The 26,371-nt window shown below is 67.2% G+C and carries 25 protein-coding genes; 12 read left to right on the forward strand and 13 right to left on the reverse strand.

From position 1 onward, the window contains the following. The first annotated feature begins 271 nt into the window (after nt 1-271). The 4 genes from ABEA50_RS21855 to ABEA50_RS21870 all read left to right on the forward strand — a co-directional run bounded on the left by ABEA50_RS21855 (nt 272) and on the right by ABEA50_RS21870 (nt 4,715). On the forward strand, nt 272-1,090 hold the full coding sequence (locus ABEA50_RS21855; protein WP_345497497.1) for an MBL fold metallo-hydrolase: 819 nt from the start codon (nt 272-274) through the stop codon (nt 1,088-1,090). A 645-nt stretch (nt 1,091-1,735) separates the two neighbouring features. After that, nucleotides 1,736-2,164 (forward strand): lipocalin-like domain-containing protein, encoded by a 429-nt coding sequence (locus ABEA50_RS21860; protein ID WP_345497498.1) that lies wholly within the window; start codon nt 1,736-1,738, stop codon nt 2,162-2,164. A 188-nt stretch (nt 2,165-2,352) separates the two neighbouring features. Beyond that, on the forward strand, nt 2,353-3,465 hold the full coding sequence (locus ABEA50_RS21865) for a ferredoxin reductase (protein ID WP_345497499.1): 1,113 nt from the start codon (nt 2,353-2,355) through the stop codon (nt 3,463-3,465). Nucleotides 3,466-3,473: 8 nt separating this feature from the next. Then, nucleotides 3,474-4,715, forward strand: coding sequence for a fatty acid desaturase family protein (locus ABEA50_RS21870; RefSeq protein ID WP_345497501.1), 1,242 nt, complete (start codon nt 3,474-3,476; stop codon nt 4,713-4,715). 104 nt (nt 4,716-4,819) lie between these two features. Here the strand turns inward: ABEA50_RS21870 and ABEA50_RS21875 are convergent, their stop codons facing one another. Beyond that, entirely contained in the window at nt 4,820-5,779 is a 960-nt protein-coding gene (locus ABEA50_RS21875) for an HpcH/HpaI aldolase/citrate lyase family protein (protein ID WP_345497503.1), read from the reverse strand. Nucleotides 5,780-6,016: 237 nt separating this feature from the next. Beyond that, nucleotides 6,017-6,625: an NUDIX hydrolase gene (locus tag ABEA50_RS21880; RefSeq protein WP_345497504.1), complete on the reverse strand. Its 609-nt coding sequence runs from the start codon at nt 6,623-6,625 to the stop codon at nt 6,017-6,019. A 189-nt stretch (nt 6,626-6,814) separates the two neighbouring features. On the opposite strand from ABEA50_RS21880, the gene ABEA50_RS21885 reads away from it, so the two are divergent. The 3 genes from ABEA50_RS21885 (at nt 6,815) to ABEA50_RS21895 (ending at nt 9,548) form a co-directional block, all read left to right on the forward strand. Further along, nucleotides 6,815-7,657: an alpha/beta fold hydrolase gene (locus ABEA50_RS21885; protein WP_345497505.1), complete on the forward strand. Its 843-nt coding sequence runs from the start codon at nt 6,815-6,817 to the stop codon at nt 7,655-7,657. A gap of 15 nt (nt 7,658-7,672) precedes the next feature. Then, a complete protein-coding gene (locus ABEA50_RS21890) occupies nt 7,673-8,773 on the forward strand; it encodes a GGDEF domain-containing protein (protein ID WP_345497506.1) in 1,101 nt (366 codons plus the stop codon). 448 nt (nt 8,774-9,221) lie between these two features. After that, complete coding sequence (locus ABEA50_RS21895) at nt 9,222-9,548, forward strand: hypothetical protein (protein WP_345497509.1); 327 nt, start codon at nt 9,222-9,224, stop codon at nt 9,546-9,548. A gap of 61 nt (nt 9,549-9,609) precedes the next feature. On the opposite strand, the gene ABEA50_RS21900 is transcribed toward ABEA50_RS21895, so the two are convergent. The 9 genes from ABEA50_RS21900 to ABEA50_RS21940 form a co-directional block, all read right to left on the reverse strand. Next, nucleotides 9,610-10,260, reverse strand: coding sequence for a class I SAM-dependent methyltransferase (locus ABEA50_RS21900; protein WP_345497511.1), 651 nt, complete (start codon nt 10,258-10,260; stop codon nt 9,610-9,612). Nucleotides 10,261-10,470: 210 nt separating this feature from the next. Then, nucleotides 10,471-11,601 (reverse strand): MSMEG_0565 family glycosyltransferase, encoded by a 1,131-nt coding sequence (locus tag ABEA50_RS21905; protein WP_345497513.1) that lies wholly within the window; start codon nt 11,599-11,601, stop codon nt 10,471-10,473. After that, a complete protein-coding gene (locus ABEA50_RS21910; RefSeq protein ID WP_345497516.1) occupies nt 11,601-12,452 on the reverse strand; it encodes a carbon-nitrogen hydrolase family protein in 852 nt (283 codons plus the stop codon). Before ABEA50_RS21910 ends, ABEA50_RS21905 begins: the two co-directional genes overlap by 1 nt. Before the next feature lie 11 nt (nt 12,453-12,463). After that, nucleotides 12,464-13,714 carry an MSMEG_0569 family flavin-dependent oxidoreductase gene (locus tag ABEA50_RS21915; protein ID WP_345497517.1) on the reverse strand — a complete coding sequence of 417 codons (1,251 nt, stop codon included), beginning with the start codon at nt 13,712-13,714 and terminating at the stop codon, nt 12,464-12,466. Further along, nucleotides 13,707-14,636: a carbon-nitrogen hydrolase family protein gene (locus tag ABEA50_RS21920; protein ID WP_345497518.1), complete on the reverse strand. Its 930-nt coding sequence runs from the start codon at nt 14,634-14,636 to the stop codon at nt 13,707-13,709. Before ABEA50_RS21920 ends, ABEA50_RS21915 begins: the two co-directional genes overlap by 8 nt. Continuing rightward, the gene (locus ABEA50_RS21925; protein ID WP_345497520.1) at nt 14,633-16,087 is read right to left on the reverse strand and encodes an MSMEG_0567/sll0787 family protein; all 1,455 of its coding nucleotides are present in this window, start codon (nt 16,085-16,087) and stop codon (nt 14,633-14,635) included. The genes ABEA50_RS21920 and ABEA50_RS21925 overlap by 4 nt, the downstream gene beginning before the upstream one ends. Nucleotides 16,088-16,090: 3 nt before the next feature. Then, a complete protein-coding gene (locus ABEA50_RS21930; protein WP_345497521.1) occupies nt 16,091-17,149 on the reverse strand; it encodes an MSMEG_0568 family radical SAM protein in 1,059 nt (352 codons plus the stop codon). A gap of 11 nt (nt 17,150-17,160) precedes the next feature. Continuing rightward, nucleotides 17,161-17,706: an MSMEG_0572/Sll0783 family nitrogen starvation response protein gene (locus tag ABEA50_RS21935; protein ID WP_345497523.1), complete on the reverse strand. Its 546-nt coding sequence runs from the start codon at nt 17,704-17,706 to the stop codon at nt 17,161-17,163. A 361-nt stretch (nt 17,707-18,067) separates the two neighbouring features. Then, a complete protein-coding gene (locus ABEA50_RS21940) occupies nt 18,068-19,006 on the reverse strand; it encodes a LysR family transcriptional regulator (protein ID WP_345497525.1) in 939 nt (312 codons plus the stop codon). A 71-nt stretch (nt 19,007-19,077) separates the two neighbouring features. On the opposite strand from ABEA50_RS21940, the gene dapA reads away from it, so the two are divergent. Beyond that, nucleotides 19,078-20,007 carry a 4-hydroxy-tetrahydrodipicolinate synthase gene (gene dapA / locus ABEA50_RS21945; protein WP_345497526.1) on the forward strand — a complete coding sequence of 310 codons (930 nt, stop codon included), beginning with the start codon at nt 19,078-19,080 and terminating at the stop codon, nt 20,005-20,007. 4 nt (nt 20,008-20,011) lie between these two features. After that, entirely contained in the window at nt 20,012-21,553 is a 1,542-nt protein-coding gene (locus ABEA50_RS21950) for a DHA2 family efflux MFS transporter permease subunit (protein WP_345497527.1), read from the forward strand. Nucleotides 21,554-21,726: 173 nt separating this feature from the next. Here the strand turns inward: ABEA50_RS21950 and ABEA50_RS21955 are convergent, their stop codons facing one another. Further along, the gene (locus tag ABEA50_RS21955) at nt 21,727-22,290 is read right to left on the reverse strand and encodes a TetR/AcrR family transcriptional regulator (protein ID WP_345497528.1); all 564 of its coding nucleotides are present in this window, start codon (nt 22,288-22,290) and stop codon (nt 21,727-21,729) included. 91 nt (nt 22,291-22,381) lie between these two features. On the opposite strand from ABEA50_RS21955, the gene ABEA50_RS21960 reads away from it, so the two are divergent. Further along, nucleotides 22,382-23,107, forward strand: coding sequence for an SDR family NAD(P)-dependent oxidoreductase (locus ABEA50_RS21960; RefSeq protein WP_345497530.1), 726 nt, complete (start codon nt 22,382-22,384; stop codon nt 23,105-23,107). A gap of 51 nt (nt 23,108-23,158) precedes the next feature. Here the strand turns inward: ABEA50_RS21960 and ABEA50_RS21965 are convergent, their stop codons facing one another. After that, on the reverse strand, nt 23,159-23,590 hold the full coding sequence (locus ABEA50_RS21965; protein ID WP_345497531.1) for a type II toxin-antitoxin system Rv0910 family toxin: 432 nt from the start codon (nt 23,588-23,590) through the stop codon (nt 23,159-23,161). Nucleotides 23,591-24,431: 841 nt separating this feature from the next. On the opposite strand from ABEA50_RS21965, the gene ABEA50_RS21970 reads away from it, so the two are divergent. Both ABEA50_RS21970 and ABEA50_RS21975 read left to right on the forward strand, forming a co-directional pair. Then, nucleotides 24,432-25,937 carry an ATP-binding protein gene (locus tag ABEA50_RS21970; RefSeq protein WP_345497533.1) on the forward strand — a complete coding sequence of 502 codons (1,506 nt, stop codon included), beginning with the start codon at nt 24,432-24,434 and terminating at the stop codon, nt 25,935-25,937. Continuing rightward, nucleotides 25,937-26,362 (forward strand): roadblock/LC7 domain-containing protein, encoded by a 426-nt coding sequence (locus ABEA50_RS21975; protein ID WP_345497534.1) that lies wholly within the window; start codon nt 25,937-25,939, stop codon nt 26,360-26,362. Before ABEA50_RS21970 ends, ABEA50_RS21975 begins: the two co-directional genes overlap by 1 nt. Nucleotides 26,363-26,371 lie beyond the last annotated feature (9 nt).

Below are 26,371 nucleotides of genomic sequence, written 5' to 3' on the forward strand. Positions count from 1 at the left end.
TCGGACCGGGTTTCTGGCCGGATTCGACCCTACTGGATCGCCGGAAGTCGATGTGTCCGGCCGAGCGAGTCCTGTTCGTCTGACCCGAGGAACGCGGGCGTTGGATCGCCACCGGCTTCCGGTGCCACCGGCGACCTCGCCAGCGCCTGCGGAGGACTTACCCGAATAAGCCGCTGAACACCGCGTTTCGAGCACCGAAGGCGCATGCCTTCGTCCCGCCGCGACCGTGACCGGCGTCGGCCGTTGGCGCGCACAGGTACGCTTCCCGGCGATGGAGCGTCGTCGTCCGTGCGGGCGCCGGTGGCGGGCCAACGGTGCTGTCGAGCACCTGACCGAGCGTGAGGACCGAGTCTTGAAGATCGATCAGGTTTCCGATTCCGTCTATGTCGTGGCGGGCACCAACGTCAACTGGGCGCTGATCAGCGACGGGTCGGGGGTGACCGTTGTCGACGCCGGATATCCCGCCGATACCGGTGCCGTGCTCGGTTCGATTCGCGAGATCGGCCACGAGATCGCCGACGTCGCGGCCATCCTGCTCACCCATGCGCACCTCGATCACATCGGTGCGATCGCCACCCTCGTCGAGCAGACCGGTGCGCCGGTCTACACCGGCGCCGAGGAAGTTCGCCACGCGAAACGCGAATACCTGCAACAGATCACGCCCGCGGAGATGGTCCGGCAATTGGGTAATCGAGCGGGGCGCAGGTGGGTGCGACAGACCGCGCTGGCCGTGGCGGGCCACCTGCGCACCCGCGTTCCCTCGGCGACCGCCACCCAAGACGCGGTGCTCGCGGCGTTGCCGGGTGGGTTCGTCGCCGTGCCGACGCCGGGACACACCAGTGGCCACACCGCCTACCTCATGCCCTCGGAGTCGGTGCTGTTCAGTGGTGACGCCCTGGTCACCGCGCACCCATTGTCCCGCCATGCCGGAGCGCAACTCCTGCCCCCGTTCTTCAATCACGACGAAGACGAAACCCTCGGCAGCGCACAGCTACTCGCCACGCAACCGGCCCGCACGATCGTGCCTGGCCACGGCCCGGCGGCGTCCCACGACCCGGACCAACCGCTGCGTATTTTCCACCAGCACTGAATGCGCGGGCCTGCGTTGCGGCGGGTAGAAAATGCGGACGTACCCGTCGAAACGGGGCACGAGTTCGCTTTCGTGTCGAGTCGAGGAAAACGCGATCGATTCTTCCCCCTATTTGTCTGTGGCCCCCGTCTCGGCAATCGCACGGCCACGGCGAGTTTACCGATTCGAGACCTGAAATACGGTGTCGACAGAGCGCGCCGAAATCGACGTACACGGCGGCGAAAACACTGGTCGTCAGGCGTTATCGTGCTTTCGTTTGCGCAGGTGAAGGCGATTTTCGGCGCTCATTTGTCACCGTTTCATAAACGCGGCGCGGCGTAGCGTCGGGTGGCGCACATAGGAAGGTGCGGGTTCTGTGCAACAGCGCGGTTTCCCGGACTCGCACCGGTTTGCAGGAGGTTCGATGCAACGTTTCGACGGTGGCACACAGCCGAGGCCCGACGCGGATGATCCGATCATCTGGCCCGAGCCCAACAATTTGTCCGACTGGTGGCAGCGCGTCATGACCGACGGTGACAGGTCACCAGGGAATGCCGGGGAAACGCATTCCTGGACGAGGTAACCCCGCGTATGCGCCCTCGACCCCTCGTGATCGGTCTCGCCGGACAACGGCGTCCGGCGAGACCCGACGCTACGATCGCGTCCATGGGCGCGATCGAACTGGTTGGTCGGTGGCAGTTGACGGCGTGGACCGCAACCGACGAAACGGGCAACACGACCCTGCCGTTCGGTGCGCATGCGCAGGGATCGGTGGTGTACACCCCCGGCGGTTGGATGAGTGGTCACCTCGCCGTCGCCGACCGTGGCGAGTTCTCCATATCGGTCGCGCTCAGGGGTACGGAACCCGAACGTGCCGAAGCGTATTCGAGCTACGTGGCCTACTGCGGTGACTACCGACTCGAAGGGGATGTCGTGGTCCACGTGCTGCGGATGAGCTTGTTCCCGAACTGGGTGGGTACCGAGCAGCGCCGCTTCGTCGAACTCGACGACGACACATTGGTCCTACGAACGCCGCCGACGCCGGTCGGCGGGCAGACCCTCGTCAATCGCCTGCGATGGCTTCGCGCCGAATAATTCGCGGCTGTGCAACCCCCGCGGTTTCCGCGCTTCGGAAGCAGCCGGGATGCGTCACCGGCGAGGATCTGATCGCAGCGGGGTTCGGTCTGCGGCAATGTCACGATTTTCGCGAGCGTTTCCCGTAGTTTTCGACTACGCGGTCAACCCCTATTCGAGTGTACGGTTGTACACAGAAAGGTGGTGCCGTGGGTCTGTTGAAGTGGAGTACGCGTCCGACCGAGGGTGTCGGGGTGCGCAAGCCCGAGGTCAACATTGTGCGTGGGTTGTTGGCGCGTGCCACCACGCCGCTGCTTCCCGACGATTACCTGCATTTGGTCAACCCATTGTGGACCGCCCGTGAGCTGCGCGGGAAGGTGCTCAGTGTCGTCAAGGAGACCGAGGACACCGCGACGGTGCGAATCAGGACCGGGTGGGGTTTTCCAGCCGGGTACAAGCCGGGTCAGTACGTCGGGATCGGACTCCAGATCGACGGTCGCTGGCGGTGGCGCTCCTACTCGCTCACCTCGATCGGTGCGGCCGAGAAGAAGACCATCACGATCACGGTCAAGGCCAACCCCGACGGCTTCCTGTCGACGCACCTCGTGGATGGCGTCACCCCCGCCACCATCATTCGGTTGGCCGCACCGCAGGGCGATTTCCACCTGCCCGAACCGGTTCCGCGCAAGATTCTGTTCGTCACCGCGGGCAGTGGCATCACGCCGGTGATCGCGATGCTGCGCTCGCTCGCCTCGCGTGGACAGCAGCCCGACATCCTCCACATCCATTCCGCGCCGACCCGCGACGACGTGATCTTCCTCGATGAGATGGAAAAGCTCGCCGACACCACGCCCAGCTACGCACTGAACCTGCGCCTGACCAGGGACATGGGCAAATTCACCGTCGATCGCCTCGACGAGTGGGTGCCGGACTGGCGTGAACGCGAATGCTGGACATGCGGACCCGCCGGGATGCTGGACGCGATGGAGTCCCACTACGAGTCCGGTGGTCTACGCGAGCGCCTGCACATCGAGCGGTTCGCCATCTCCCGTACCGATCACGGTGGCGAGGGCGGGGCGGTGCGGTTCGCGATCTCCGACAAGGAGGTCGAGATCGACGGCGCGACAACGCTGCTCGAGGCGGGGGAGAGCGTGGGGATCCAGATGCCGTTCGGCTGCCGGATGGGCATCTGCCAAACCTGCGTTCTCCCGCTGGCCGGCGGGTATGTCCGCGACCTCCGTACCGGTGAGGAGCGTCGCGAAGGGGAACGAATCCAAACGTGCATCAGCAGTGCTTCTGGTGCATGCACTCTCGATATTTAGGAGGCCGGATGGCCATTACCGACATCGACACCTACGCGCATCTGACCGCCGCCGACATCGAGGCACTCGGTGCCGAACTCGACGCCATCCGCAGGGATGTCGAGGAATCGCGTGGTGAACGCGACGCCCAATACATCCGGCGCACCATCGCCGTGCACCGCGCACTGGCCGCGGGTGGCAGGATCGCGCTGATGTTCAGTAACCGTCGGCCCGCGTGGCTGGCGGGGACGGTCATGCTGTCCTTGGCCAAGATCATCGAGAACATGGAGCTCGGGCACAATGTGATGCACGGGCAGTGGGATTGGATGAACGATCCCGAGATCCATTCCTCGGCATGGGAATGGGACAACACCTGCCCCAGCGTGCAGTGGAAGCATTCGCACAACTTCGTGCACCACAAGTACACCAATATCGTCGGGATGGACGACGATGTCGGCTACGGCATCCTGCGCGTGACGCGTGACCAGCCGTGGGAGTGGTGGAACGTCGGCAACCCCGTCTACAACCTCACGCTGGGAACCTTTTTCGAGTACGGCGTGGCGTTGCATCACCTCGAGTCGGAGAAGCTGCGCAAGAAAGAGAAGACCTATCGGCAGGCGTTCAAGGATCTGCGGATCATCGGCACCAAGGTCGGCAAGCAGGCGGCCAAGGACTACCTGATCTTCCCCGCGGTGGCGGGACCGAGGTGGAAGACGACCTTGACGGCCAACGTGACCGCCAATGTCGTCCGCAACTACTGGGCCTACATGGTGATCTTCTGCGGTCACTTCCCCGACGGCGCCGAGAAGTTCACCGTCGGCGAGTACGAGGCCGAGGATCAGCCGCGCTGGTATCTGCGACAGATGTTGGGATCGGCCAACTTTCGTGCCGGACCGCTGATGCGCTTCATGAGCGGTAACCTCAGCCACCAGATCGAGCACCACCTGTTCCCCGATCTGCCGAGCCACCGCTACGAGGAGATCGGCGTGCGGGTGCGGGAGTTGTGCGACAAGTACGACCTCCCGTACACGACAGGTTCGCTGGGCGGCCAGTACCTTCAGTCGTTCCGTACGATCGCCAAGCTGGCGCTTCCGAATGCCTTGTTGCAGGCAACCTCCGACGATGCGCCCGAGACGGCATCGGAGCTGCGCTTCGCGATTCGGGACGGCGTCCAGGAGCACTTCGGGGTCGATCCGGAAACCGGAAAGCGGCGTGGGCTGCGCACCGCGTTACGGGAGCTGAAGCACGCGCCGGTGCGGTCCGCACGCTGAGGCGGTTCGTTGTTCGGTGGCGCTCGGAAGCGGGTGCCGCCGCCCTGAACTGCTGCGCCGACACCGCGCCGCGAGCTGATCGTCGGGTGCGGGGCGGGCGGCGGTCAGGCGGGGGCCTGCCAGACGTCGGTGCGCGACATGCCCGCCGCTCGCCCTTTGGCCGAGACGACCAGTGCCATCTTGCGTGAGGCTTCATCGATCATCTCCTCGCCAAGCATGGCGGCGCCGCGGTGGCCACCGGCCTGTGAGGTGTGCCAGGTGTAGGCGTCGAGGATGTTCTCGGCGTGGTCGTAGTCGTGCTGGCGCGGGCTGTAGATCTCGTTGAGCGCCTCGATCTGGCCGGGGTGCAACGCCCACTTGCCGTCGAAACCCAGTGCGGCCGAACGCTGTGCGACCCGGCGCAGGCCGTCGAGGTCTTTGATGGCGAGATACGGTCCGTCGATGGCCTGGAGCTCGTTGGCGCGCGCGACCATCAGGATGCTCATCAGAATGTGGTGGTAGGCGTCGCCGACGTCGTATCCGGGTGGTTGTTCGCCGACCACCAGCGTTTTCATCTGGATCGAGGCCATGAAGTCCGCGGGGCCGAAGACGATGGTCTCGATCCGTGGACTCGCGGTGGCGATGGATTCCAGTGCGAGCAGGCCCTGGGAGGTCTCGATCTGAATCTCGAGGCCGATGCGGCCGACTTCGAGCCCCTCGGACTTCTCGACCTGGGTGAGTAAGAGATCCAACGCCGCCACATCGGTCGCGCCGCGTGTTTTCGGCAGCATGAGGCAGTCGAGATTGTCGCCCGCGTTGCCGACGACCTCGATGACGTCGGCGTAGGTCCACGGTGTCGTCCAGTCGTTGACCCGGACGGTACGTGTCTTCGTGCCGAATCCGCCCTCGTTGAGCGCGGCGGCGATCGTCTTGCGCCCCTCCGCTTTCGCCGCGGGTGCGCAGGCGTCCTCCAGGTCGAGAAACAACGCGTCCGCGGCCAAGTCGCGTGCCTTGTCGATCATCTTCCGGCTTGATCCCGGCACCGCCAGGGTGGTGCGTCGGGACCGGGTGGGGCGTGTGGTCACTGGTGTTACTTCCCTTCGACTGCACCGAACCTTGGCAATATATCAGACAAAGGCTGATATTTTAGAACCGGTAGGCTTGATTCGCCAGCGAGCAGTGTTGTCGCACTGCGGCTTCGGGCTGCACATGTCGCCACCGCGGTGTTCGGAATGTCGACAACTTCGGGATCGGCAGGGCCAACAATCAGTGGACCACCGCGCAACGTCGACCGCAGACGTAGGTTTCGTTCCGCCGAGCGGTCAGCGGTGGGTCCAGTCGGGTTGCAGCAGGTCGGCGACCCTCGTGTCGCGTCCGAGCAGGACGACATCGCGAAACTGGAGCAGCATGGCGCCGGTGGGTGCGTGAATGGTCATCGCCTCGCCGAGTTTGAGTTGCAGAAGGCGGGAACCGTCCTCGCGGTCGACCCAGTGCGGGGTGTCGTCGGCGGCGAGACGGGCCAGCGGGACGAAATGGATGGCGTGCACCTCGTGATTGGGCGTGAGCGTGCCGGGATCATCCACCGCGACGACGAACGGTGTGATCGCGAAACCCGAGGCGGCCGGGAAGTCATCGAGCCTACCGAGCACCCTTTCGGCGTCCACCTCGAGGCCGATCTCCTCGCGCAACTCGCGGACACCCGCGTCGACGAGCGACTCGTCACCCTCCACCCGTCCACCGGGCAACGCCCACTGCCCCGCATTGCGACCACGGTAAGCCCGTCGGATCACGACGACACACGGCTGCCCCGCGTGCTCCAACACGCACAACACCACCGCGGCACGCCGTATCTCGGGGACATCCGCGCTGGTCCGAAAGTCGAAGTCGCGCAGACGCGCCACCGCGAGGTCCCGAAATTCCTGCACCGTCATCCCTGGATCGTGTCACTGCCGCCCGTCGAGCGGTGAGCTGGTGCCGCGAAACCGGTCGTGCTGGACACGGATCGCTGCTCGACCCGGTCGGATCGGGGAATCAGTCTGCAAGATTGCAAATCGAGTACTCGATCGCGCCGTTGGTGGCCGCGACAGACCGGGGGTGGCGTCGACCGTAGGATCCGATTGGTGACCGCGGTGGAAGGTGAATACGTGACCGACGGAGTCGAACGATCCGAGGTTCGCGTGTCCTGCCCGCTGCCCGACGGGACGGTGCTGGCGTGTCAGGTGGTCGGCCCCCCGACGGCACCGCCCCTGTTGTTGCTCGCGGGTCAGGCCAATTCGCACCGGTGGTGGGACGGGGTTCGGGCCGGTCTCGCCGAGAACTTCCGCACGATCACCTTCGATTATCGCGGGACCGGCGGTACCGAAGCCGACGAAGCCGCGGCAGCGGACTGGACTACGGAACTGTTCGCCGCCGACGCCGCGGCCGTGCTGGCCGCGACGAACAATCCGTCGGCACACGTGTTCGGGACGTCGATGGGTGGCCGTGTCGCCCAGTGGCTGGCGGCGCGCCACCCCGAGCGAGTGCGACGACTGGTCCTTGCGTGCACCTCGCCGGGCGGTGCGATTGCCGCCGAGCGTGGGCAGGAGATCCGCCGCTCGCTCGCCGACCCCGACCCGAAGGTCCGGCGGGAGGCGCTGCTGGAACTGATGTACACGCCGGACTGGTTGGCCGGCGCGCCGCGCCGCTCGACGCTGCTGGGCGATCCGACGATGAGCGCCGCGGCCACGCGGGGCCACCTGCGCGCCAGCAATCGCCACGACGCCTCCTCGGTGCTGGGCGAAATCCGCGCGCCCACCTTGGTGTTGCACGGAAGCGACGACCGAATGGTTCCCACCCGCAATGCGGCCGTGCTGGGGGAGTATGTGCCCGACGCTGTCGTGGAGATCCTGCCCGGGCGACACGGCTTCTTCGATGAGTTCCCTGCCGTCGCCGAGCGGGTGACGGAGTTTTTCCTGTGTGTATGACAAATTGGTGAGTGGATGAACGTCAGCGAGACCCTGCGGGCCTGGTGGAAGGACCCGGTCGATTACCGCTGGCTGGTGCGCACATTGGCCGCGCACTCGGCCTTGGGGCCGCTGAAGGCGCTGCTCGGTCTCTCGGGGGCCATAGTCGCGCTGATGGGCGTGGTGATCGGGGGGACGCCGATGGGACCGGCGGGCGACCCCGGCGTTGCCACAACGCTTGGTGTCGTGTCGGGCGTGTTGTGGGCGCTGCGCTGGTGGTTGCTGCCGTGGCCGGGCAAAGCCGAGTCGTTGGTGCTGATCTACGGCGCGGACGTGCTTTTCGTGTTGGAGTTCTTGCGGGTGCCGAACCCGCTCTACGCGGCGATGGGTACGGTTCTGCTGGTCAGCACCGGCAGCTATCTGGGCTTTTTCCACAGCGCCCGTGCACTCGCGGCGCACTCGGCGTGGTCGCTGCTGGCGGTGATCGTGTTCTCGGTGCGCGTGGCCACCGACGGCGGCGGTGTGCGATTGGGCATCGCGGTCGCGCTGCTGTTGTTCGTCTCCGTGGTCAGCGCGCTGCCCGCGTTGCAGATCCTCTACTGGCTGTTGCGCACCGAATCGCTGTCGGACCCGCTGACCGAGTTGCTGAATCGCCGTGGACTGGAGATCCGGCTGCCGTTGCTGGTCGAGGGAGACTCCGCGATCTGCGTCATGACCTTCGACCTCGACCGTTTCAAGCGTGTCAACGACACCTGGGGTCACCGCGTCGGCGATACCGTCCTGGTGCGGACCGCGAGCCGACTCCGTGCGGCCGCCGGGGACGACGCCGTCGTGGCGCGCACCGGCGGGGAGGAATTCGTGGTGGCCGCGCCGATCGCCGCCTCGGCTGCGCGCGACGAGGCGGAACGGCTGCGGCGGGCGGTCGCCGAACCGTCGGAGAACGCGGTCGAGGTCACCGCGAGCGTCGGTGTCGCGATCTTCGACGCGAGCGTCTGCGTTCGATGCCCGCGCCCCAATCCGGAGCGCCTGCTGCAATCCGCGGACGCGGCGATGTACCGGGCGAAGAAGGCCGGCGGCAACCTCGTCGTCCTCGACGAGCTCACCCCGTCGCCCGGCCACTTCCACACGCTCGGCTGAGGCGGCGATCGACCCTGCCACGAGAACCGAAGCGGCAGTGCTGATTATCCGCAGCAGCCACCTGTATTTCTCTGTTACGTCCGCGTAGCCGAGTACAGGCCGATGGTCTTCCCCTGGTCGTCGCACGGCGGATCGGGTCAGGTCGCGACTATGCGCCCCCTTACCGCAACGGTGGGCGTACTTGGTGCGGAAGTGGCACTCGGCGCGCAGGGAAACCGGAGCGCCGCACCGGCGATCTGCCAGCAACTGGTCGTGCCCGCAGCGGCGAGCACTGCTGCTTGCCTGCGAGTCTGGCTGGCGCACAGTCGGTTCCGTTCATTCCCACCGCGGGCAGCGATTCTTCGAGTCAGCGAGGTTCGATGACGCATAATGTTGCGTCGGGGTGAACCCGCCGCCTGCTCGGCGTACGGCTCGACCAGGTGATTCGAGGCAGAAGGTGAGGCTGTCGGTGCAACTGTTCAGGATGTTGTTCGGTGCGGTCGCGATGGTGGTGGCCGCGGTGAGTGTGGTGGCGACGGCGGGTGTGGCGTCGGCCGATGTGGGGGTGGAGATCGCGACCGGGCGGCACTGGTTGGTCGTCACGGTGACGCCGCTGGAAGGCGATGATTTGGCGTCGTGCCGGGTCGACCCGTTCTTCGGGACGCCGGAAACCGTGAGCTGGGAGGTCCCTGCCACGGGCAACCTCTTCGTGGACGGTCTTCCGGCCGGACCGAGGAAGGTCTCGATCTGGTGCCCGAACGGGGTGTCCACTCAGGATGTGGTCGTCGGAGGCTGACGGCGTTCGGGCCGGTGCGCGGTGCGGTCGCGATGACCGCACCGCGTCACGGGTTCGCGGCTCAGTGCTTGCGGGCGACGGTGAGGACGTCGGGGATGAAGGCGCCGGGGAGTGGGCGGCGGATGGGGCGTTGGGTGAGCAGGGTGAAGCCTGCCTCTTCGACCAGGTCGCGCATTTCCTCGATCGTCGGGAAGTACATGACACTCGGGCTCGTGGTCAGTTGGAAGAACTGGCCGAGCAGATTGTGCTGGTTGGCGACGACGATCGCGAGTAGCCCACCGGGGGCGAGGATGCGGTGGAACTCCGCGACCGCGGGCGCGTGCTCGAAGAAGTGGAAAGCGTGCGTGGAGACCACGGCGTCGACGGCGCCGTCGGGGAGGCCGAGGTCCTCGGCTTGGCGGTTGATCCAATTCACCTCGGGTGTACGGGCTTTGGCCTGGGCGAGCATCCCTTCGGAAGCGTCGCAGCCGTAGAGCACGTCCGGGCCGATCTCTTCGTAGATGCGGGAGGCGAGAATGCCGGTGCCACAACCGATATCGGCGATGCGTCGCGCGTCGGTGAGGTGCAGCTGCTCGAGGATCTCGTCCTGCGGCGGGCGGTAGGCCAAGCGTTGCAGGATGGGGAAGTCATAGGCGCGTGCGAGCCGATTCCAGCTGTCGGTGACGAACTTGTTGCGTGCGCGGGTGGGTGCGGCGGGCGTGCTGGCAGTCATCATTTCCCTTCCGAGGCTCGGAGGTTCACCCTAGGGTGTCGGTGTCATTGTGAAAAGGGTTTGCTTGGTCATAGCTACGCATCGGTGCTGGTCGCGTGCGGTATTAATGTGGGAATACGAAGACCCTGCATATGAGTAGGATCCGCCGACGAGGGCGCTGGCTGCGGGTTCTGTGCGGGGCTCGATAAATTGGACTGGTACGGCAGGTTCTCACCAGCCAGTCGTGGCGCGGCCGGCGGTGGCGGACTCGGACGGAGCCAGGGCGCGATAGAAGTCCAGGTGCGCTGCCGCCGCCTTGCCCCACGAGAAACCTGCCGCCAGGGTCCGCCCTCGATCGGCGCGCACGGGGTCGGGGTGCATCGCCGCCGTCATCGCCGCGGCCATCTCGGTCGGTGTGCTCGCGAAATCAACGGCGGTGCCGAATATTTCGCGCAGGACCGGAAGATCACGGGCGACGACCGGAACACCGGCGGCCAGCGCCTCCATCGCGGCGAGGCCGAACCCCTCCTTCGTGGACAAGAACGGCAGTACCGCCGATGCGGCGACCAGTGCGGGCAGTTCGGCATGCTCGACGGTGCCGAGGACGCGGGGACTGATGCCGAACTCGCGCGCGCGGCGATCGAAAAGCACCCGGTAGTCGCGGTAGTCGAACAATGTCTCCCCACCGGCGATCACCAGCTCCAGACCGGGATCGTCGGCGCGCAGCACGGCGAACGCCTCGAGCAGGTCGAGCGAACCCTTGCGCGGCTCGATACCGCCGACCGCGAGCACGTAGCGACCGAGCCGCTCTCGCCACGCCGCGCGTGCGGCATCGGCCGCGGGCGCCGCGCCTGCCGCGGCCGCGAAGCGCTCGTATTCGACACCGTTGGGGATGACCGTCGGCGCCAAACCCCAACCGGCACGGACCTCTTCGGCCACAGCGGCTGACACACAGATCCGCGCGTACGGTCGCACGAGGGCTGTTTCATGACAATCGGCGAGCTCGGGGGTGGTGAAGGTGTCGAGGTGGTGGATCGTGCGCACACAGTCGGTCACCGCATTGGCGCTGATGCAGTCCTGGGCGTGCACCACGTCGTAGCGCCGCGGCGGGAAGGCCGCGCGCAAGGTGCGCACCGAGCGCATGATCCGCTGCCCGACGGTCTCGGCGTCGTCGGCGGCGAACGGCACCACTTCGATCGCGACGCTGGGGTGGACCGGACGAAAGAAGCCGCTGTCGCCACCGCGCCCGAGCGTCCACACCGTCACCTCGGCGCCGGCGGCGGCCAGCGCCTCGGCCAGATTCAGGGTGTGCACGACGCCGCCGCGTGGCTTGGTCGAGTAGGTGAGTAAGGCGATGCGCATCAGTGCACGGTCCCTTTCGCCAGGAGATTGTGATAGCTGTCGACCCGCCGCTCGTCGAGGTGACGTAGCACCCGCCGTGCCCGGTCCACCTCGGCGTCGATATCGATATCCACCACGGCCAGACCACCTTTCGACCAGGTCTTGGCGAGAATGTCGCCACCGGGGCCGACCACCTTGGCCTGTCCGAGAAACCGCAGGTTGCCGGTGACGCCGGTCTGATTGGCGGAGGCGAGCACCACCTGATTCTCGGCGGCACGCGCCTGGTCGTAGAGGTCGAACAGCCGCGCCTGCCGGTCGTTGGGCATGCGGGAGGCGCGGTCGGTGATGCTGGCCGGCCAGGCCGAGAGGGCGGCGAGGGTGCGCGCGCCGTCCAGCGCGAGGGTGCGTGCGGATTCGGGGAAGGTCTTGTCGTAGTCGATGAGCATGCCGAGCCGACCGACCGGGGTGTCGAAGGCCGAGAACTCGGTGCCCGCCGCGTAGGCGAGATGCTCGCCCGCCGGTTGGTGCACCTTGCGGTGGCGGCCGAGCACACCGTCACCGGTGAGGCAGACCGCGGCGTTGTAGCGCAGGTCGCCGACCCGCTCGGCGTAGCCGACGCAGACGGTCATCGAACCCGCCATCCGGCACAGCAGCCGGATCTCCTGGCCGTCGCCCGCGATCGCCTCGGGCGCGGTGACCGGGTCGGGATTTCGGAGATCACCGAGATAGCCGCCGAGGGTCGCGTCGGGCAACACGAGCAGCTCGACCCCGTCGTGTCGCAGACGCTCGATGATGCCCGCCAGCTTCTCCAATGCCCGGCCGATATCCTGGCCGAAATGTCCTGCGAGCGCGGCGATCCTGGTCACTGCCATTGTGATCGCCGTCAGGCCGCGATGGTGTCCAGTGCGCCGGTGGCGATCCGGCGGGCGAGAAACTCGGCGTCCCTGGCGATGGCCGCGAACCGGCCCGAACCCCAGGTGTGCAGCCAGGGCAGGCCGAGAAAGTACAGCCCCGGTGTCGTGGTGACCCCACGCTGGTGGCACGGGTGGCCCGCACCGTCGAACACGCCGACCCGCAACCAGGAGTAGTCGGTGCGGAAACCGACCGCCCACACCACCGCGCCGATGTCGTGCGCGGCGAGGTCGAGTGCGGTGCGTTCGCGTTCTGGCCGCCAGACCGGGACGTATCTCGGCTGGGTGGCGACCTGGATGCCGGTGCGGGTGATGTAGGCGTCGATGGCGTCTTTGATGCCTTCGGCTACGGCGTCGGCGTTATCCAGCGAGCTGGTCAACGTCGGGTCGAAATAGGCGGTGCCGGAGTCGATGTCGCGCAGACGGCCGTAGAGGCGCATGCCTTCGAGGGCGAATCGGCGCAGGTCGATATCGCGTCCACCGTCGCGTCCGGTGACGTAGTGATTGGTGTTCTCGCGCTTGCCGACGCCGCCGGGTTGGTCTTCGATCGGCCGGTCGTAGTGGCCCATGTCCTGCAACCATGCGACGCAATCGCGGCCGCGATACCTGCGCGCGACCCTCGGCGCCGAACCGGTGACCAGGTGTACGGCGCGTCCGGCCAGGTGCAGGTCCTCGGCGATCTGCGCGCCCGACTGTCCGCTGCCCACCACGAGCACACCGCCATCGGGCAGCGCGTCGGCGCCTCGATACCGCGAGGAATGCACCTGGGTGATCGCCGCGGGCAGCTTCTCGGCGCAGCGGGGAACAACCGGCTGATGGTAGCCGCCGGTGGCGACGACCACCTGATCGGCATGGAGCGCACCGTCGGTGGTCGCGATGTCGAAACCGCCATCGGCGCAACGGGTTACCGAGGTCACCGCCACCTTTTCCCGCACGGGGGCGGCGAAGGAGTCGGCGTAGCCACGGACGAAGTCGTAAACCTCGGCGCCCGGCATGAACCCGTCGGGCTCGGGGCCGCGGTATCGGTAGCCGGGCAGCACGCACTGCCAATTCGGTGTCACCAGAGTGAAATTGTCCCAGCGGCTGTCCCGCCACTCGTGGGCGATGGTCTCGCGCTCGAGCACCACGTGATCGGTGCCCCGTTGACTGAGGTGCCAGCTGATCGACAGCCCGGCCTGGCCGCCGCCGATCACGACGACCTCGTGGTGACGGATATCAGGCATGGCTGGGCTCCAAGGTCTCGTGCTCGGGCAGATCGGGTTGGCCGACGACGCCGTGGCGCCGCACGACGCTCTGATACAGATCGGGTCGGCGATCGCGCAGGTTGTACATGCCACCGCCACGTGCCGCCCCCACCGCCTCGGTGAGATCCACGGTGGCCGTGGCCAATCCGGGTTCCACGCCGGTACCGGCCAGCAACTCGCCGCCGGGTCCGACGATCTTGGCGCTGCACACGAAGCGCAGCGACCCGAAGGTGCCCGCCTGGTTGGCGGCGACCCACACCACCTGGTTCTCCAGTGCGCGCGCGTGGTCGTAGATGTCGAAACGTCGCTTCCACCGGTCGTCTTCGAGTCGCGCCACCGTCGCGGTGCGTGCGGCGGGCCACGCCGAGAGGGAGGCGATGATCTCGGCGCCGTCGAGCGCGAGCGCGCGTGCTGCCTCGGGAAAGGCCTTGTCGTAACAGATCTGCATGCCCATCCGGCCGACCGGTGTGTCGAAGGCCCGGTAGTGCTCGCCCGCCGAATAGCAGAGGTTCTCGCCGAGCGGTTGATGGACCTTGCGATAGGAGCCGAGGATGCCGTCGCCGTTGAGGGTGACCGCGGCGTTGTACCTGATGTCGCCGTCGGCCTCACAGAATCCGAGGGTGATGACGAGATCGCCTGCCATATCGATGATTCGGCGTAACTCGGGCCCGTCGAGTGCGAGCGCGGGCGGGAGGCTACGCAGCCTCCGACGCTTGGCCTGCGCGCTTTCCTCGCCCCCACCGAGGCTCGGCAGATACCCGCCGAGACACGCCTCCGGCAGGACGAGCAGGCGACTGCCGCGTGCGCGGGCGGTCGCGATCAGCGCCGCGATGGTGCGGTACCCGGCTTCCATGTCGCGGCCGAATTCGGTCGCGGCGACCGAGATGGTGGTGGCGTTCATGATTCTCCCAATCCGGTGACGGTGCCGCGCACCGCCGTTGTCGTTGTGCCGTCCGGCCAGCGCAGGCGCACACCCGGTGTCGCGGTGAGCGCGCCGCACGCCGTCGAGGTGGCGGGGCCGGTCGGGGCGATACTTCGGTGCGGTCGATCGGCGGTGATCATCGCGAAACCGGGAAAGCAGGTGAGCCACTGCGCCATCGAGGCGCCCGCGGGCCGGGGGATGTGATCGATGCGCAGTTCCGCGCCGACGCCGCTCGCCTCGGCCAGCATGCCGACGGTGCCGACCAGTCCGGCCATGCTCACGTCCTTGGCGGCCTTCGGCTGGGTGCGTGCGACGAATTCGCCGAGCGCGCGCAGCTCGGCGGTGCCGCGCTGGGACGAGGAATCCCATTGCCTTCCTTGGTAACCGGGCCGCCAGCGGCCACCGAGATCGGCGGTGAGCCGTAGCTCGTCGCCGACCGCGCCGCCGCCACCGCGGACCGGTGCCGCCGTGCGACCGAGCGCGGTCACCGCGAGCGCGGCGGGAACGCCGACCTGGGTGTGCCCGCCGAGCACCGGCACCCCCCAGGCGGCACTGGCGCGGGCGAGACCGCGCAGCGTCCTGGTCAACAGCGATGCGGTGGGCGCGCCCACCGCGTCCAACAGGCCGACAGGGGTGGCGCCCATGGCGGACAGGTCGTTCAGGTTGACCAGCGCGGCGCACCACCCCGCCCACTCCGGGTCGCGCTCGACCATCGAGGGGATGATCGCGTCGCAGGCCGCGATCAGGTCACTGCCCGGCACGAGTGCGCCGTCGTCGCCGCGAAAGCCGCTGCCGCCCAGCGCCATCGGTGTGTGCTCCAGCGGTGCGAGCGCGCGAGCCAGCATGGCCTTGGCGGACCTGGCGAGCCGTTCGAGCCGGTCGATCGGCCACCGCATCGTCAGGTGCGCGACACCGCCGATCGTGGATTCACCGAGGCGAATCCACCCGAGTTCGGTGAACAGGGGAGCGTGCCGGGTCTGCACATCGGCCTCGAAGCGCAGCGCGTCGTGGTTCTCGGCGAACGCGCACGCCGCACGTACCAGCGCACGCCCGACACCGCGGGTCCGCGCACCACCGCGCACGACCAGGCGGCTGCCGGTCCACCAGCCGATGTCCTGCGCAGTCGCCGGAGCCAGCCGCACCCCTCCGAGTACCGCACCGTCCGGCGCGACGGCGACCAGGATGTGGGCGCGCGGATCGTCATCGATGTCGTCGGCGTCGGTCCCGGCGAACAACCCCTGCTCCACCACGAAATTCGCGCGGCGCAGGGTGCGGTAGGCGGTCAGGTGCGCGCGTTCGGCGGGACGAATGAGGAACTCGGAGTCGGCGGCAACCGGGCCCGGTCGACCCGACAACACGCAGTGATCAGTGGAAGCCGTTGCCGCGCAATAGGTCTGGTCCAGCCACCCGACCTCGGATATGTTCGCCATGGTTCAGCCGCCCGCCTTGCTCAATACGCTGCACGCGCCGCACGCCGCGCACCCCGCGCGTTGATCGGCCCCGCGCATCCCCGCCCGCGTCAGCTCCGCACCGACTCGACGGGTGATGTCGGCCAACACGTCGGCGGGCGGTGCGACGGAGCTGTCGACATCCACGGCGAGCGTGCCCGCCAGCGGACGGAACGGAACAACGAACGGGTAGACGCCCATCGCGATGAGATCGGTAGCGCCCGCGACCAATTCGTCCGGGTCCTCACCGAGGCCGACCAGAAGATAGGTCGACACCTGGTTGCGCCCGAACACCCGCACCGCCTCCGCCCACGCGGCGCGATACTCCGTCAACGCCACCGTGGCCTTGCCCGGCATCCAGCGGGCGCGCACCCGCTCGTCGAGTGATTCGACGTGGATGCCGATCGAGTCTGCGCCCGCCTCGCGCAGTTCGGTCAGTGTGGCGAGATCGCCGGGTGGCTCACACTGCACCTGAACGGGCAGGTCGGGTACTGCCGCCTTCACCGCGCGCACACAGCGCGCCAGGTGTTTGGCGCCACGGTCTTTCGCTGCCGAGGTGCCGGTGGTCATCACCATGTGTTCCACGCCATCCAGCCGCACGGCCGCCGCGGCGACCTCGGCGAGCTGGTCGGGACGCTTCACCGCCACCGTGGTGCCCGCGCGCAACGAGGCTTCGATGGCACAGAAACGGCAGCGTTGGTCCTCGCCGTAGCGGATGCAGGTCTGTACGACGGTGGTGGCGAGCACCTTGGCGCCGTGCAGCTTGGCGATCTGTTCGTAGGCGACACCGTCGTCGGTGCGCAGGTCGTAGAACTTCGGCCTACGCACGGGTTCGATCGTGAGGCCGAGGTCGGTGCCGTCGCGCAGGAGACGGTTGCCGTTGATCTCGTACGGGCTGTCGGCGCGCAGGGGAAGGGCGGCGCCGGTGCCGCCGATCAGCACATGACCGTCGTCGCTCGGTCCGGCTCCGCCGCTGCGGTGGACGGGGGCGTCGAAACGAATCCCGCGTAACGCCAGGTCCACCCGCGTAGACACTTCGGTCATGGTCGCGCTCCCTACAGCTGGTAGGTGGAGTTGATGATGGCGCCCTTGCGTGCGTAATGGATCAGCGCGTCCTGCACGTCGAGGGGATGGGCGGGGATGACGCCGTCGATGAGGTCTTCCTCGCGGGCGCCGTGTAAAGCAAGGCCGAAGCGGCAGGCGAATACCTTGCCGCCTTCGCCGATAAAGCTGGTCAGCGCCTCGTTGATGTTCTGTTCGCCGGGGAATCCGCTGGCACCGGTGGTCGGAAAGCCTCGGGTGGCAACGCAATTGATGGCGCCGGGGCCGTAGAAGTAGATCGCGGAGTCGAAACCTTTGCGCAGTGCGCGGGTCGCCTGGAGAATGGCGACGAAGCTGACGGATGATTCGTGCGCGATGCCGTGGACGAGAGTGAAGTAGGTTTCGCCCGCCTCGGCGCGGTAGTCGGGAAAGATCTTGGTGGACCCGTAGATATTGGTGCCCGGCGGGAGCGCGGGGTGCGGGATCTCGGCGAGCGATGCGGCGATGTTCGCCTCGATCGCCTTGTCGATGTCGGTGGTCGACTCGGTGGGTGCGGACATTCGGGTTCTCCTGTGCTCGTGGCGGGCGATCGGTGCGATCGCTGATGAATTGATTTCACGCCAACGGCATTTCCGAATGGTCACGTCGGGAACAATTGGGTATTGCCGAGTGCTCACCGTGTCGGCGGATCAGCGTTTCCAGGAAAAGTGTTGTGTTGCAACAGTTTACGAGTGACCGAATGACCTCGACTCGCCCGTCCAGGCGATGTCGATTCGCAACCGCGTAACCGAAGTCCTGCCGATTCGCGCGGCCCGTTAACGCGCACGCTACGGGACGATCGCCCGCGTTAACTCGCCTCTTCCCTAGCGTCGGCGCGCCCGCGCTGCCCCAACCCACGACGTAACCAAGATCATCAGGACATCAGGGCGGCGCTACCCGAGTGAACCCACCAGGATGTCCTGATGATCTTGCAATCTCGGTTTGGGTGCTGAATCGCCGGGCGACGGCTTCGTGTAGGGCCGCGCGTGCCGCGAGTACGCCGGGGTGGTTGCCGGTGCCGCGGCGGTAGGCCAGTTGAGTTCTGCGCTGGGTTTTCAAGGGTGTGAGCGTGATGTCCTCGGGGCATGCCAGTGCGCCGAGCTCCGGGACCAGCGCCACGCCTTGGCCCGCGGCCACCAGCGCGAGCACCGTCCCGAAGTCGTCGGCGTGGTGACGGATGCGCGGGGTGAAACCGCTTGCCTCGCAGGCGCGCACCGTCATCCGGTGGCACAGTGTGCCGGGTGTGCTGGCTATCCACGCGCTCTCGGCGTGGGTCATCAACGGATCCTCCGACAACGCTGCCAGGTAGACCGTCTCCTCCAACAGCGGTTCGGTGTCCAGCGCGGCATCCGGTGCCACCGGCACATAGTCGTAGTCCTGCACCAGCGCGACGTCCAGGGATTCCGCGCGCAGCGCGTCCGGCGCCAACACGGGGTCCAGCTCGGTAACCATCAGCTCCAAGCGGGGATAGTTGCTGCTCAACGCGACGAGTGCGGGCGAGAGGATGGTGCGCACGGCGGTCGGGAACGCGCCGATCCGCAGGGTGCCGGTGAGTTCGGTGCGGGTGCCTGCCAACTCGGCGGCCGCCTGTTCGAGCACCGCGAGGATGGTTTCCGCGTGCGCGACCAGGTTCATGGCCGCCGGTGTCAGGGTGACGCGCCGGCCCGAGCGTTCCAGCAGTCGCACACCCGCTTCCCGCTCCAGCGCGGTGAGCTGCTGCGACACCGCCGACGGCGTATACGACAGTGCCTGCGCGACCGCGGCGATGGTCTCGCGGTGGGCGAGTTCGCGCAGCAGCCTGAGCTTGCGGACATCGAGCATAAGCCCAGCTTATGCTCGAGCGCAGAAACCTGAACTGGACCGCTCGGCACGGTCGGGGAGAGGCTGGGGTCATGACGCTCACCGGCCTTTTCGTCCCGCTCATCACGCCGTTCACCGACGACGGCGCGGTGGCCGTCGACGCGCTGCACGACCTGGCCGAGCAGGCGCTCATCGACGGTGCGACGGGGCTCGTCGCGCTCGGAACTACCGCGGAAACCGCGATGCTCACCGACGACGAGCGCGCGAGTGTCACCGAGGTCTGCACCCGCGTGTGTCGCGCGCACGGCGCGCCGTTGATCCTCGGCGCGGGTGCCAATGCCACCGCCGCCTCGATGGACGCGGTGGCGGCACTCGACCCGAGCCTGGCCGCCGCCCTGGCGGTGGTGCCGTATTACGTGCGGCCGTCCGAAGCGGGCGTGATCGCGCACTTCACCCACCTGGCCGCCGTGAGCCCGGTGCCGTTGATCATCTACAACATTCCGTACCGCACCGGCCGAACACTGAGCGCCGACACCCTGCTGCGCCTGGCGGAGCTACCGAATGTCATCGGCGTCAAGCACGCCGTCGGCGGCATCGATGACACCACGATCACGTTGATGAGTACGCGGCCCACGCAATTCGCGGTGTTCGCCGGGGACGACCTGTACGCCTCACCCTTGCTCGCACTCGGCGCGTCCGGCGCGATCGTGGCCTCGGCGGTGGTGGCGACGGCGCCGTTCGCGGACTTGGTAACGGCGTGGCACCGGGGTGATTCGATGCGGGCGCGGACGATCGGTCACCGGTTGGCGGGACTGACCACGGCGTTGTTCGCCGAGCCCAACCCGACCGTGATCAAAGCGGTTTTGGCGGCACAGGGCCGAATTCCCAGCCCCGCAGTGCGTTTGCCCTTGCTTCCGGCGACCGAGTCCTCCTTGTACACCGCATTGGCCGCGCTGAAGGCATTTTCAGCTGCGGGTGAACAGAAAAGCTCTGGTGTGCTGACCGCGGAAATGCCACGCTGAAGCGGTGACACAACCTCCGGATACGCAGGCGCCCGAGCCTGTTCCGACAACAGAGAAGCTCGACGCCGGTGTTCTGAAGGTCGCAGGCGTCGTGGTCATCGGCGCGATCATGTCGATCCTCGACATCACCGTCGTCACGGTGGCGATTCCGACCTTCCAAACCCAATTCGATACCAGCTACGCCGTGGCCGCGTGGACGATGACCGGGTACACGCTGGCGCTGGCCACCGTCATCCCGCTCACGGGGTGGGCCGCCGATCGATTCGGCACGAAACGGCTCTATCTGGTCGCACTGACGCTGTTCGTGCTCGGTTCGGTGCTGTGTAGCACCGCGTGGAACATCGAGACGCTGATCGCCTTCCGGGTGATTCAGGGGCTCGGCGGCGGCATGCTGATGCCGTTGGGCATGACGATCATGACGCACGCGGCGGGTCCGCAGCGCATCGGCAGGGTGATGGCCGTGCTCGGGGTGCCGATGCTGCTCGGCCCGATCTGCGGCCCGATCCTCGGCGGCTGGTTGATCGAGAACTTCAGCTGGCACTGGATCTTCCTGATCAACGTGCCGATCGGCATTGTCGCGCTGGTGCTCTCGATCATCGTGTTCCCCTCGGACAAGCCGGAGCCCTCGGAGTCGTTCGACTTCGTCGGGATGCTGTTGGCTTCGCCGGGACTCGCGCTGTTCCTGTTCGGTGTTTCCTCGATTCCCAGCGAGGGGACCGTCGTGGCGGGGAAGGTGCTGATTCCCGCGATCATCGGTGCGCTGTTATTGGTGGCGTTCGTCTTCCACGCGTTGCGTACCGAGCATCCGCTGATCGATCTGCATCTGTTCCGCAACCGCGCGATGACCTTCGCGGTGATCACGATGGTGCTCTTCGCGATCGCCTTCTTCGGCTCCGGTCTGTTGTTGCCGACCTATCTTCAGCAGGTGCGCGGCGAGTCGGCACTGTGGGCGGGGCTGCTGATCGCCCCGCAGGGACTCGGTGCGATGGTGTCGATGCCGATCGCGGGTCGGATCGTGGACAAGATGGGGCCGGGCAAGGTCGTGATGGTCGGCATCGCGCTGATCTCGGTCGGCACGGCGTTCTTCGTGCAGCTCGAGTCCGACACCTCCTACGCGTGGATGCTGGCGGCGCTGTTCGTGATGGGACTCGGCATGGGGTGCACGATGATGCCGATCATGACCGCTGCCATCCAGACGCTGACCCATCAGCAGGTGGCGCGCGGCACGACGCTGATGAACATCGTCAACCAGACCGCGGGCTCGATCGGCACCGCCACCATCTCGGTGGTGCTGACCAATCTGCTCAATGGCCACCCGGAGGCAGGGCAGGCGATCTTTGCCAAGGCGAGCCCCGAAGTGGCGGCGCAGATCCCGCCCTCGGTCCTCGAATCCGGCCTCACCCAGGCCGCGCACGCGTTCAGCAATACCTTCATCGTGGCGCTGGTGCTGATCGTGCTGACCTTGATTCCGGCCTATTTTTTGCCACGCAAGAAGGCGGGGAACCCCGAGGCCGCCGGGGCGGCGACGACGGCCATGCACGTCTGAATTACGGGAAAACGACTGTGTAGCAGTCGGTTTCGTGCGAGTAACCAGGTCCGGCGTCCGCGTATCGCGGGCGCCGGACCTTTTTCGTCCAGCGGGTGCACCGTCGTCGGTCGAGCCGCGGCGGAGATCGGCTGTCCGCGGTGGTCGCCTCGTGGGGAGGGGCGTCGTGCGGCTCACCGCTGCGGCTGTGGCGTGCGTAGGCCGTCGAGGACGAAGGTCAGGCAGCGGCGACCAGTGGGCGAGTCCGGCGGGTCTGGCAGCTGCGCCAAGGCCGCGATGAGCGCGATGACGTCCTGATCGGTGGCATCGGGCCGGACCGCGCCCGCCGCCCTGGCGCGGGTGAGCACCCCGGCGAGGTTGGTCATGCCGCGGTGGCAGGCGTCGGCGAGTTGTGTCGCGGCGGGGTGGCCACCGGCGATCACTTCCATCAGCGCACGGTCGACGCTGAATTGGACGAGCAATTCCGCGATGAACGTCGCGAAACCGCGCCAGGGGTCCGGTTCGGCAGCGGCGCGGGCGGCGAGCTCGTCCATCGCGGCGATACGTTGCGGCAACAACGCGCCGATGAGGGCGTCGCGGTGCGGGAAGTGGTTGTAGAGCGTGCCGATGCTGACCCCGGCGCGGCGCGCGATTTCCTCCAGTGACCCGTCGAGCCCGTCTTCGGTGAAGACGTCGGCGGCGTGGCGCAGCAGTTTCTCCCGATTACGGGCGGCGTCTCGACGCAGGGGCTTGGTCATGGCCTCCAGTGTACAAAGTCGAGGGGTGCCTCGGTTTCGTGCTACGGTGAAAATATTGAGGGCCCCCTCAATATTTTCGAGAGAGTTGCGCATGGGTAGGAAAACGGCAGTGATCATCGGCGTCGGTCCTGGGCTCGGTATGTCCATGGCCCGTCGATTCGGCGACGAGGGATTCCGGGTGGCGGTGCTTTCGCGCAGCGGCACGCGCCACGCGGCCTACCTCGCCGATCTCGCGGAACGCGGCATCGAGGCGAGTGCACACGCGGTGGATGTCACCGACGGTGTGCGCCTGGGCGCGGTACTGGCCGACATCCAGCGCGCCGGTGATATCGAGCTGCTCTACTACGGGCCCGGCGCGACCCAGCAGCCGCGTCCGATCGCCGAGATCGATGCCGCCTCGGTGCGTGCGAGCTTCGACTGGGTGTTGCCCGCGGTGGACGCGGTGCGGGTGGTCCTGCCCGGCATGCTCGAACGCGGCAGTGGCGCGCTGTTGTTCGCCGGTGGTTTGTCCAGCGTGCGGCCGATGCCGATGCTGGGGCAGCTCGCGCTCGCCGGGGCGGCATTACGCAATTACGCGCTCACCCTCAACGCGGGGCTTGCCGAACGCGGAATCTACGCGGGCACGCTCACCATCGGCGGGCTGGTCGAGCGCGGGGACATCCACGCCATGATCGCCGCGGACCCCGACCGCTTCGGCGGTGCGGCCGGGCACACGCTCGACCCTGACGATCTCGCCGAGGCCGCGTGGCGGATGTATCGCGACCGCGACCGCGCCGAAGAGGTCTTCGACGTGCTCGGCGACGCCGAGGTGCGGTGAGCCGGTCGGGGCGGTGAATCAGGCGCGGCGGTAGGTCATGTGGTCGGTGAGTCAGGCGTAGAGCTCGACGAAGCGAGCAAGCGAACGGTCGATATCGCCGCGCACCGCACGCGCGACACCTGCGCCGATCGGGCCGAACAGCGGCTTTCCGCCGAGCTCGATGTCCACGGTCACCTCGGAGGCGTCGCCCTTCGGGGTGACGGTGAGTTGCAGGCCGAGCTTGGTCCCGCCCTTGCCGGAACCCTTCAGTTGCAGGCGCTTCGGCGGCTCGGCGGTGGTAACGGTCCAGGTCACCCTGTTGCGCATGCCCTTGACCGAGGCGACGCCGACCAGTTCGGTGCCGACGGTCAGTTCCTCGGGTACCTCGCTGCGCCAGGCTTCGTGCATGGTCAGCCACTTGTCGAGTTCGGAGAGGTTGGAGGTGTGCGCCCACGCTCGCTCCGCGGGCAGCGGCACGTCGACGGAGACCTTCAGCTTTGCCATGCGCGCATCGTATCGGGGTCGCGGCGGTGCGTCGCGTCGGCCGGGTAAGCCGTGTGTGGGTCTCGCAAAGCGGGGTTTACACGAGGTCGGCGCGGCGGCACGCCCGAGGGGGTGTACCGGCGGGTAATGACCCGGATCACACCTGAATGCGGCTATCGCGCAACGCAACTCGCCCAGGCTCGGCGCAAGTACTCCGATTCCCGCACTTGGGAAGGCGCTTGCTGTGGAGCATGTCCTCGATGACGACGAATTCCGCTGGTAGCGGCAAGGTTCGACGGTGGCGGCAGGCGGGCGTTCACGACCGTGGGTAGGCGGCGCCCGTGCTGGTCAACCCACCGAACCGGGTGTCGACCCGAGAGGGGAAGTGCCACACCATCGCTCGGCTCATTGAGACACGCCGTACGACACGCCGGTGTCCGCGATGGCTGCGATGGCTACGGCTCGGTCTCGCTCGAGCTGTCCTCTACCCTCGGTGGCGCGGCGGAAAACGCGATTGTGTCAGTGGATCTGGAGAGACTTCGTGGCATTGCTGCTAATGTTCCGACAGTCGGGTTCTGGTTGCTGTTCGGATACAATCCGGGCGGCGCGGCGATTGCACGTAATCGCCTGTCCCTCAAGCGGTTCGGGTCTTGTGACGGTACGCACCTTCGCCCTTGATGGTTCCGGTTCTTCGACGTGCCCTTAGAGACGTGCCCTTAGATCCGAACCGGGTCGCTCATGGTCGGTCGAGACGAGGAAGGTGAGACGAAGCGCTATGGCAGCAGGTCGATTCCTCGATGCCGGGCCGTGACGCGCTGGGGTTGCCGCGCAAACCTCGAGCCAGTCAACGACGAAAGAACCGATGAATCAAGATACCGCCGTGGTGCTTATATGGATCCTCATCGCCGCACTGATCGCTGCCATTGGGGTGGCGTGGTACGTGGCGCAGCAGTCGAAACAGCAGCGATCACGGCTAGAAGCGTTGACCGCGCAGCAGCGGTCGGCCGATGACGCGCTGGAGCACTTCGCCGCGACGACGCTGCCCGCGATCACCGAAGCGGTCCGCCGCTACGACTCGCATGTGCCCTCGATCGAAGTGCCGGCAGGCATGGAGAGCACCCGCCTGGCGCAGGGACTGAGCTGGATCGGCGAGCGATACGCCGACGATCTCAGCCTGCTGCGCGCGGAGGCGAGAGATCAGGCCAACCACGAAGCCCAGCAGGCGATCCAGTCCGCCGACGAGGGTGCGCGCACCGAGGTGACGGCCGCGGCACGCCAGGCGACCAGCGCCGCCGTCCGCTCGTTCGGCACCTCCGTGGTGAGCCTCGGCGCCGATGTGAGCCAGGCGGTCAGTGCCGCGCTGCGCAAGCATCGCGACGACGAGGTCTACGAGACGCTCACCAATATCGATCACACCGTGCAGCAGATGATCCGCCAGGCGCAGTCCTACGTGATCGTGTGTGGCGGTCTGCCCGGCCGCAGGTGGCCGGCGCAGACGCTCACCGATGTCGTCGGTGGCGCGACCGGTCGTGTCCGCGACTACCTGCGGGTGCGCGCCAACCAGCTCGACCGGGTGGTGCTCAGCCGTGCGGTGGAGCCACTCGTGCACGCGCTGGCGACGCTGTTGGACAACGCGTTGCGTTACTCGCCGCCGACGTCCTACGTCGACGTGAGCTTTCAGGAGGGTCACCACGGCGTCACCGTGATCATCGACGACGCCGGTGTGCGGATGAACTCCGAGCAGATGGAGGAGGCTCGCCAGGTGCTCGCGCACGAGCGCTCGGTGGATATCCACCAGCTCGGCCCGTCACCCAAGGTCGGTTTTCCCGGTGTCGCGGCATTGGCCCGACGCTACGGATTCACCGTTTACATCGATGGCCCGAATGTCTACGGCGGCATGCGCGCGATGGTCTACATCCCGGAAGCGCTGCTGGTCGACCCGAAGAGTCTCCAGGAGGCCGCACCGGTGAACGATGCGCCCGCCGAACACCCGACCGCACCGGCGGCGATCCAGTCGCCCGCTCCGGTTCCCGCGCAAGCGCCCGCCTCGATCGCGGCGCCCGCCATGCCGTCGGCCGCCGCGTCGCCGGTGGAGCAGCAACGGCGCGACGAGCCGAGTAATGAACAACAGCAACAGGATTCGTTCGCCTCAGACGATGCGGACGAGCCAGAATCGTCGTTTGCCGTGCACGAGATCACCAGCGGTGGTTTACCGAAGCGCCGCCGCAGGAACGTTTCCCTAGCCCCGGTCGGGCCACGCACCGAGCCAGGCTTGGCGCGCCCGGATGTCGCAGCGGCATGGCAGAGCGGCTCCAAGAGTGGCCGCGCGGCCTCACCTGACGATGACTCCGAAGGGGTGAACTCCTGATGGCGATACCCGCGACAGACAGTGCGAACAAGCTCGGCTGGCTACTCGAGGATCTCAGTGTGCCCGGCGTGCGATTCGCGGTCCTGCTTTCCGAGGACGGCCTGCGTATCGCGCACTCCCGAGGGATCAATCGTGATGAAGCCGAACGCTTCTCGGCCGCGGCCTCCGGGCTGCGTTCGCTGGGCAAGGCACTCGGTGAATTCTGTGGTGGCGTCGGTAACGGCGTGCGGCAGAACATGACCGAGTACGACCAGGGCATGATCTTCATCACCGCGGCCGGTGAGGGCGCGTTGCTCGGTGTGGCGACCACCCCGGAGATCGACGTCGGCTTGATCGCGCACCGGATGAACGAGCTGGCGGGGCGCGTCGGGCACGAGATGGGTAGCCAGCCGCGCCGGCGCCAGGACGGCAGCGAAGCCCCATGATCGAGCGCA

The sequence above is a fragment of the Nocardia callitridis genome, assembly GCF_039543305.1.
GTDB lineage: Bacteria > Actinomycetota > Actinomycetes > Mycobacteriales > Mycobacteriaceae > Nocardia > Nocardia callitridis.